Source organism: Actinophytocola sp., assembly GCF_036002505.1.
GTDB lineage: Bacteria > Actinomycetota > Actinomycetes > Mycobacteriales > Pseudonocardiaceae > DASYTH01.
The window spans coordinates 1-8559 of record NZ_DASYTH010000379.1; the positions used below are offsets into that span (position 1 = coordinate 1).

Below are 8559 nucleotides of genomic sequence, written 5' to 3' on the forward strand. Positions count from 1 at the left end.
GACGGTGGCCGAAGTCGCGGGCGTCGCGATCGAGAACGCCCGGATGCACGCGACGCTGCGCGCCCAGATCGAGCAGATCAAGACCTCCAGGCTCCGGGTATCGAGCGCGGCATTCGACGAACGCCGGCGCATCCAGCGCAACCTGCACGATGCTGCGCAGCAGCAGTTCCTCGCGGTGCTGGTGCTCCTCGACGTCGCCCGTGGCCACCTCGATGCGAACGCGGACACCGCAACAGTCAGGAGCATCATCGATCGGGCCCACCATCAACTGCACGACGCCGTCGCCGCCCTCCGTGAACTCACCCAGGGCATCTACCCGGCCGTGCTGACCGAACACGGTCTCGCGCCGGCTGTGGAGAGCATCGCCGACGTCTCCCCCATTCCGATCGACGTGGACATTGCCCGCACCCGATGGCCCCAGCCCGTCGAGGCAACCGCCTACTTCCTCATCGCCGAGGCCGTCGCCAATGCGTACAAACACGCCCAGGCCACCTACATCGCCGTGGCCGTCACCGAGCAGGACCGTCGGCTGCAAGTCGCCATCTCCGACGACGGCCGCGGTGGGGCGACGATCCGACCCGGCGGCGGGCTCGCCGGCATGCATGACCGCGTCAACACCGTCGGCGGCGCCCTCACCCTGAGCAGCGAACCCGGCGACGGAACCACCGTCGCCGCGCAGCTACCCCTGGAGACCTCATGAACGTGGTCATCGTGGAGGACCAACCCCTCTTCCTCGACGCGATCGCCGACGCCCTGACCAGCAGATCGGTTCAGGTCACGGCCCGCGCCACCAGCATGGAGGACGCCATCCGCGCGGTGGACGAAACCGCACCCCACGCCGCCCTGCTCGACATCCGGCTACCGCCGACCTACACCGACGAAGGGCTACGCGTCGCCGAGGAGCTGCGGCACCGCTACCCAGACGTGGCCTTGCTGGTTCTGTCCTCCTATGCCGAGGTCGAATACGCCGAGCGTCTGCTCAACCTGGAAGAGCACTCACGATCAGTCGGCTACCTACTCAAGGAACGGGTCGGCACCATAGCTGAGCTCGTCGAAGCCATCCACCGAGTAGTAGCTGGTGAAGTCGTCATCGACCCGTCGATCATCGACCGGCTGATGGCTCGTCGCCGACGCCACGACCCCATAGAGGCACTCAGCCCCCACGAACGCCGCATCCTCTCACTGGTCGCGGAAGGCCGATCCAACCTGGGCATCGCCCAAGAACTCGGCTGCCAGATCAGCACAGTCGAAAAGCACCTGTCCGCCATCACCAACAAACTCGGCCTGCTCACCATCGACGGCCACGACCGGCGTGGAGTTAACGTCCGCGTCCTCGCCACCCTGGAGTTCCTCCGCAGCAGCGGCGGAACATTGCCACCCAAGACAAGCCCCCGATGAGACATCGCGACATGGGGATCTGTCCGAGTAACGCTGCAGCTGTCTCTCGAACCCGACGCGGACCAGCCGGTGCTGCTCCGAGGGCGAGCCATCGGCTGGATCGAAGAGGCCCTGGCCTCCCTGCACGAGACCCATCCGCACCTCGACGTACGTCGGCTCGCGGTAGCGATCCGATCCGCCACCGGCATCGAAGCGCTCATCTGGCTCACCGACATCGCCGGCCTCACCCGCCAGGACGCACCCGAACTCATGCGCTGGTCCGCCCGCGCCATGCTGCACGCCGCGCTGGCCGAAGCAACCCAAATCAGCTCCGGGCCAGTGACCAGGGAGTGTGGAGTGCTGGCCAACCACACGCTGACCGTCGCGTGCTGGCCTGGCTGCTGCTGTTCGCGGCTTCGGATCAACCAGATGGAGGCCGGCGCGCTGCTCGCCTGAGACCGCCGGGGCCGGTCTCAGGCGAGTGGGTGAGCCGGACGGTGGCTTACGGTTCGCTGGCGGGGACGACGGTGAACACCTGCCCTCCCGGGGCGGCGAAGTAGAAGTCGTGACCAGGATGGGTGACCTCGGGCAAACCGGCGTCGAGGATCTTCTGCTTCAGCGCCTCCGGGTCGTCGGCCTGTATCTCCAGCCACGCTCCCCGGCGGGCGGCCGCCTTGTCGAGCCCGTCGGTGGTGAACTCGATGCTGACCGATCCCCCGCCGCGGAACCGGTAGGCCAGCACCGGCTCCGACAGTCCCGGCAATGCCAAGCTGATCTCCGGCCCGCAGCCCAGGACCGTGTCAAAACACCACCGCAGCCCCTCCCTGGTGCTCGGGTGGGCGAACATGTGTACCCGGTGGCCCGAGCGAGATCATCAGCGTCTCCGTTCTCCCATCCACCCGATCGTGCGCGACTACCGGATCGGGACCGAAGCCATACGGCCACAGCAACAACCTGCCCGACGACACCGCTCCGGGCCTGGCTGGCGGCGAGGTTAATGATCGCGTGGACTGTGGCCGAACGCCGGTCGGCCTTGGGCGGATGTGGGCGGGGATTCAACGCTGCGGCACCCGCCGCGCGAGGACGAACGTCACCTCCGGGATCGGGCCGATCCCGGCCACCTCCTCCACGATGTCGGTGCGAAGTCCGGCGCCGGCCAGCGCCGCCACCAGCGACGCCGGAAGCCGCGCTCGCCTTGCCCTGCCCAAAATCCAGCGAGGTGAGCAGCGCGGCGGCGTGACCAGCGCCGCGAGACCGAACACCCCACCGGGATTCATGACGCGACCGATCTCGGCAACCCCGGCGGCCTGGTCAACCCAGTGCCGGTACGTCAATGTGGCGGTCACCAGATCAAACACGGCGTCAGCGAACGGCAGCCGCTCGGCAGCCGCCCGCACCAACACCACGGGCGTGCCCGCCAGCGCAGCGGCGGCGGCGACCGACAGCATCCCGCCCGATACATCCACGCCGACCAGCCCGGTACCGGGAAAGCGCGAGGCAGCCGAACGCAGCAGCCGGCCGGTGCCGCAGCCGACGTCCAACAACCGCCGCGGCGCCGGCACGGCCTGTGCGCACCGGTCCAGCACCACCGCGTGAACGGCCAGATACAGCAACGGCTGCAAAGCGCTGGCGTCGTAGCCGGGCGCCCACTGGTCGAACCGCGCGACAGTCGCCCTCTGGTCGGCCATGACCTGGTTGTACCCCAAGAGGTCGATGCCTGCGCGGCGGACGGCCCGCGACCACACACGCTGGCTCACGGCTGCAGCCCGCTGGGCGGAGCCGGACGCCCTCAGTGCAATCGGGCGTTGCCGTCTCAGCCGTTGGCTACCGGCTTTCTCCAAGACACGGCGTTGACAAGCGTGGTCGAGCGACGACTGGCGGTCGAGGCGAGGTTCTCGCTCGTGCGACGCCCGGACAACGTGGTCTCGGCTCCTGCCCGAGACCATGTTCTCTTGCGGTTGAACGCCGTCGAACAACAACGAGCGACTCCCTCCCGGCCGGACATGCCGGCGGTCCATACGGCGCGGCCGTTGCAGTGGTGCTGGCTGTCATCGCCGGTGATCGAGTCGGCGGGTTGTCGTGGCGGGCCTGCCGGTGCCGGTTGTCGTTGGCCGCTACGTTGACTGTCAGGTGTGCCGGGAAGCCTGGTCGGCGTGTCGATGTTGCTGCGATGCCGATCGACGGGAGGTGTCCCTGATGGGCACGGTGACCGGGGTGGAACGGCCCACGACGGTCGTCCGGCTGGCTGCAGGTCTGGTCGAGTACCGGCTGGAAGAGCACGGTGACGCCACGGTGGTGGTGTTCCACGGCGGGCACCAGCGGGCCGGTCTGGCGCTGGGTGAGGAGATATTCGCCGATGCCGGCTACACCGTGCTGGCGCCGTCGCGTCCCGCCTACGGCCGCACCCCGGTGTCGACCGGCACATCGGTGACCGGGTTCGCCGACGTCACCCGGACGCTGTGCGCGCACCTCGGTATCACCCGGCTCGCGGCCGTGTTGGGCACCTCAGGGGAGGATCGACCGCGGTGGCCATGGCCACGCACCCGATACCGGCGCCCGGGCCGGCACGGTAGCCGGGGCGCGGCGGGTCAGGGCTGGCCGGCGTCAGCGGCGCTCGGAGTTGACCGGCCGATCGCTAGGTCATGCGTCGGCTGGTGCGGGTGGGCGCCCGCGGGTGGGGCACCGAACAAGGGTTTGGGATCGGGCTGGGCGCTCGGGTCGGCCAGCACCACCACCTCGTCGCCTGCGTGGAGAACGGTGTCGCGGTTGACCGGTACCAGCGCGCCGTCGCGGCTGATGAAGCTGATCCATGCGTCCTCGCCAAGGGCGAGGTCGCCGAGGGTGCACCCGTCTGCCGGCGCGCCGGCGGAGACCACGTAACGGCGCATGCCAGCGGGTTCGTGCCGGAACCGCACGCTCAACGCCCACGGTTCGGGTTCCACGGTGCGCATAGGCACGCCGGTGCGGCGGGCGACGTAGGGCACCAGACTGCCCTGCACGACGACGGAGAACGCCACCACGACCACCACGACGTCGTACATCCGCGCGGCGCCGGGAATGTGGGCGGTGAGGATGTAGGTGCCGAGCAGAATGGGCACGGCGCCCTTGAGGCCGGACCACATGACGAACAGCCGCTCGCCGGAGCGTAGCCGTACCGGCAGCAGGAGCAGCCCCACCACGACGGGCCGCACGATCAGGGTCAGCAGCAGGGCCAGGCCGAGGCCGATCAGCCAGGCGTCGCCTTCGGCCAGCTGCTGCAAGGAGACGGTCAGGCCGAGCATGGTGAACGCGACGATCTCGCCGAGGCTGGCCAGCGAGGAATGGAACCGTTCGATCTCTGCCTTGTACGGGGCGCGCAGATCCCCGATCAGGATGCCGGCGATGAACACGGCCAGGAACCCTGAGCCGTGCGCCAGGGTGGCCCCTCCGTAGATCACACCGGCCGCGGCGAGGGTGCTCAACGGGTACAGGGCGCCGCTGGGCAGCGGGACCCGGCGCATGAACACCGCCAGACCCCACCCACCGGCCAGACCGGCCACGGCGCCGACAACCATCTCCAACGCGAACTCGCCCAGCCCGGCGCCCACGGCGTGCCAGCCGCCCGCCGTGCCGACGGCGAGGAGGCTGGCCATCGCGGCGATGCCGACCGGGTCGTTGGCGCCGGACTCACCCTCCAGGAGGGTGCCGCTGCGACCGGAGACCTCGCGGCGGCCCAGCACCGAGAACACCACCGCCGGGTCGGTGGGTGCCAGCGCGGTGCCGAGCAACAGGGCGGGTAGCCAGCCGAATCCGAACAGCAGGTGCGCCAGCGCCGCTATCCCGGCGGTGGTGGCGAAGGTGCCGACCACCCCGATCCACGTCACCGGGGCGGCGGCCGAGCGGAACCGGCGCCAGCCGATGTGCATGCCACCGTCGAACAGCAACACGATCAGCGCGACGGTGACCACCCGCTGCACTGTGACCACCGGCATCCGGCCAAGGGCCGGCACCAGATCCGAGGCCACCGCGGCGCCCAGCAGGAAGATTGCGGGGGCCGGCACCCGCAACCGCTGGCTGAGCCGGTTGGACAGCACCGCCAGCAGCCCGGCACCGCAAACCACCGCGATCGCCAGGCCGAAGCCCATGACGTCGTTCACCGCCGAGCCTCGCAGTAGGGACGCGAGCAACCGGCAAGAGCAGGGACCACGGTGACCTCCGGAACGGCGTGCAGCTACCGTCGCCGACCAGTCTTCCCGGCACACCACCGCCCACACTATCTGCCGACCGGAAACCCCGGCACGTCCCGATACGGCCGCGGACGCCGGCGCTGCCACCAAACCTTCGGTTGACGGCGGTCTCGCTTCGACGCCCCGGCAAGCACCGGATCGCCACCGGAGACTCCCCGAGAGCAGGCGGACAGCACGGAACGTGCGGGTTGCACGATGATGTGATCGGCCTGGGGCCGCAGGCCCCGTCTGGTCATCGCAAGATGGCTGTCAGGGTCGCGGCGGTCGCGGGGCGTGGTGGCGCAACGCCGACCAGAGCCGGTAACCGGAAGGGGAACCGGATGCCGGTGCTCGTGGCGCTGGCCGTGGCGGGGCTGGCGCTGCTCACGGTCGCCGCCGACCAACTCATCATCGGTGCCGGCCGGCTCGCGACCCGGCTGGGTGTCTCCCCGGGCGTGGTCGGCGTGGTGGTGATCGGACTGGGGACCAGCGCCCCCGAGTCTCGCCTCGGTCACCGCCGGGGTGATCGGCCGCGCCGCGCAGGGCGACCACCCGTTCCTGGCCCTCCCGTCATTCCATGTCGCCTCGGCGTGGGAGTACTCGCTCTACGCTCTGCTCGGCCTGGCCGCGGCGGCGGCCGGCGTGGGGTTCAGCCGAACCCTGTACCTGGTCGAGAACGCCTGCGACTGGGCCTGGCGGGGCCCGCCGTGGCTACGCCCCGCGGTCGGTGGTCTGCTGCTCGGCGGGGTGCTGATGGTGCTGCCGCAGATGTACGGCGTGGGCTACCCCCGTCCTCGGCAACGCCGTCGCCGGCCGCTACGCGCTCGCGTTCCTGCTCATCCTGGCGCTCGGCAAGATCCTCGCCACCAGCCTGACCATCGGCATCGGCGGCTCCGGCGGGGTGTCCGCCCGCTCCCTGTTCATCGGGGCAATGCTCGGTGCCGCCTTCGGCACCCTCACCCACCACCTGCTGCCCCACCTGACCGGCCCACCCGGCGCCTACGCCCTGGTCGGCATGGGCGCGGTGTTCGCCGGCGCGGCCCGCACCCCGATCACCGCCGTGATGATCCTGTTCGAGCTGACCGGCGAGTACACCATCATCCTGCCGCTGATGGTCGCCATCGCCCTGTCCGCCGGCCTGTCCCGACTCATCTCCCCCGACACCATCTACACCCGCAAGCTACGCCGCCGCGGCATCCACCTCGACCGACCGGCACGAGCACGCACCCTCGACCGGCTGACCGTCGCCACCGCCATGCGACCACTACCCGAACCCCTGCACCCCGCCACCACCCTGCCCGAACTGGCCACCCGCTTCGCCACCACCACCGACGCCGCCCTACCCGTCATCGACGACAACGGCGAACTACGCGGCACCGTCCTCGCGGCCGAGACCGACACCGCCACCGCGGCCGACCCGGCCCGCACCCTCCCCGCCTTGCACCCCGACCAGAGCCTGGAAGACACCCTCGCCGAACCGATCCGCCACGGCCCCGGGCCTGCCCATGTCGGCCACGCTCGCCACGGTCACCGCCTGCGGCACCAACGTCGGGGACGGCATGCCCCGCCCACCGGCAGGCCAGGAGACGAACCGGTAGGCCAGCGGCCAGTTCCGCGCAGCCCGCGGCTACCACGCCGCCATTCGGTCCGCGGGCGACGCCGAGCCGGCCACCCCGGGAACCTCAGCGACCAGATCGGCCAGAACCCGAACCCGCCACGGCTCCAGAACCGGCAGGACAACGCCGCCACTCGTTGAGGTAGGCCGGCGGCCCGCGTCGAGGTCTACCGGCCCGACTCACCCACATTGATGATCTTGTCGCGGCACGCGGTGGTTGTCTGGGTCATGTGCTGGTCGGTATCTCGCCGGCGCGTTCCGCCACGATCGCCCGGACGCCGCGGATCGGGCCGCCTCGCGCGGAGAACGGTGCCGGCGCACCGCTTCGCCGCGCCAGCCTGACAGACAGGCGCCTGGCGCGTTACAGGGGTGCCGCACGGGGTATGCCGGGTAACCGAGTTGCTGGGAGTTGAGGAGTCCTGATGACAAAGACGATGGCGATGCTGGACGCGGATCCCAGCCAGCCCCTGTTGGACAAGCAGCTGCTGGCGCGTTGTATCGACACCTGCTTGGAGTGCGGGCAGGCATGCACGGCATGCGCGGACGCGGACCTGGGCGAGCAGATGGTCGCCGACCTGGTCAAATGCGCGCGGTTGAACCTGGACTGCGCCGACATGTGCCAGACGACGGCCCGTGTGCTCACGCGGCAGACCGGGTACGACCGGGACCTGACCCGAGCGGTCGTACAGGCGTGCGCGCAGGCGTGCAAGGTATGCGGTGACGAGTGTGAACGACACGCGCAGATGCACGAGCATTGCCGGGTGTGCGCCGAAGTGTGCCGTCGTTGCCAACAGGTCTGCGAGGAGGTGCTGGCAGCGATCGGGTGAGGGCCCAATCAGGTGAGGCTGGCTCGCGACGCCGTTTCCACCTGACCGTGCGTCCACGCTCATCGAGCGGCGGGCCGAGACCGCTGTGGATGTCGACCTCTCCGTGGTCAACTCCGGCGCCTCCCGCATCCGTGTCGACGGCGCCTGAGCTTGCTCTCTAACTTTTGCGGTTGCGGTGGGCTTCGAGAGTGAGTTCGTGTTTCACGGTCTTGCAGCCGACATGACGGGGTGCGATCGGGGGAACGCAGGTCATAGCGTGGGAAACGGAGGTGCGGGTGTCTCGCTCGGCGTTCCCGCTCAGCGCTGCTCCTAGCATCGGGGATTTTCGGCCTGCACCTGCCGGTCGGCCGGACCGAGCGAAAGGATGGCCATGAAGGCATGCGGGGTGTCCGGGGCGGAGGGGGACGTAGTCCTGCTGGAGCTGCCCGATCCACCGTCTCCCGGTCCGGGTCAGATCCTGGTGGCGGTCGAGGCGGCCGGAGTCGGAGCGTGGGATCGGCTGCTCAACGGCGCCGGCTGGGACGTCGGGCTGCGC

At 70.0% G+C, this 8559-nt stretch carries 8 protein-coding genes and 2 pseudogenes; 7 read left to right on the plus strand and 3 right to left on the minus strand.

Translation table 11 applies throughout. The features are described 5' to 3' along the window. The 3 genes from VGR06_RS33445 to VGR06_RS33455 all read left to right on the plus strand — a co-directional run. On the plus strand, nt 1-700 hold a 700-nt coding region (locus VGR06_RS33445; RefSeq protein ID WP_327563190.1), incomplete at its 5' end, for a sensor histidine kinase. Then, nucleotides 697-1398 carry a response regulator transcription factor gene (locus tag VGR06_RS33450; protein ID WP_327563191.1) on the plus strand — a complete coding sequence of 234 codons (702 nt, stop codon included), beginning with the start codon at nt 697-699 and terminating at the stop codon, nt 1396-1398. The genes VGR06_RS33445 and VGR06_RS33450, both read left to right, overlap by 4 nt. Nucleotides 1399-1467: 69 nt before the next feature. Further along, on the plus strand, nt 1468-1833 hold the full coding sequence (locus VGR06_RS33455; protein WP_327563192.1) for a hypothetical protein: 366 nt from the start codon (nt 1468-1470) through the stop codon (nt 1831-1833). Nucleotides 1834-1879: 46 nt separating this feature from the next. On the opposite strand, the gene VGR06_RS33460 is transcribed toward VGR06_RS33455, so the two are convergent. The 3 genes from VGR06_RS33460 to VGR06_RS33470 form a co-directional block, all read right to left on the minus strand. Then, the gene (locus tag VGR06_RS33460) at nt 1880-2224 is read right to left on the minus strand and encodes a hypothetical protein (protein WP_327563193.1); all 345 of its coding nucleotides are present in this window, start codon (nt 2222-2224) and stop codon (nt 1880-1882) included. A gap of 208 nt (nt 2225-2432) precedes the next feature. Then, the gene (locus VGR06_RS33465; RefSeq protein ID WP_327563194.1) at nt 2433-3122 is read right to left on the minus strand and encodes a class I SAM-dependent methyltransferase; all 690 of its coding nucleotides are present in this window, start codon (nt 3120-3122) and stop codon (nt 2433-2435) included. A gap of 843 nt (nt 3123-3965) precedes the next feature. Further along, nucleotides 3966-5513 (minus strand): cation:proton antiporter, encoded by a 1548-nt coding sequence (locus VGR06_RS33470; protein WP_327563195.1) that lies wholly within the window; start codon nt 5511-5513, stop codon nt 3966-3968. 410 nt (nt 5514-5923) lie between these two features. On the opposite strand from VGR06_RS33470, the pseudogene VGR06_RS44125 reads away from it, so the two are divergent. From VGR06_RS44125 to VGR06_RS33485, 4 genes and pseudogenes are all read left to right on the plus strand, one after another. Continuing rightward, a pseudogene (locus tag VGR06_RS44125) lies at nt 5924-6070 on the plus strand (hypothetical protein); the annotation flags it as partial. Nucleotides 6071-6104: 34 nt separating this feature from the next. After that, nucleotides 6105-6311 (plus strand): annotated as a pseudogene (locus tag VGR06_RS33475) (chloride channel protein); the annotation flags it as partial. 112 nt (nt 6312-6423) lie between these two features. Then, nucleotides 6424-7338, plus strand: a complete 915-nt coding sequence (locus tag VGR06_RS33480) for a chloride channel protein (protein WP_327563197.1) — start codon at nt 6424-6426, stop codon at nt 7336-7338. A gap of 293 nt (nt 7339-7631) precedes the next feature. Further along, nucleotides 7632-8024 (plus strand): four-helix bundle copper-binding protein, encoded by a 393-nt coding sequence (locus tag VGR06_RS33485; protein WP_327563196.1) that lies wholly within the window; start codon nt 7632-7634, stop codon nt 8022-8024. Nucleotides 8025-8559 lie beyond the last annotated feature (535 nt).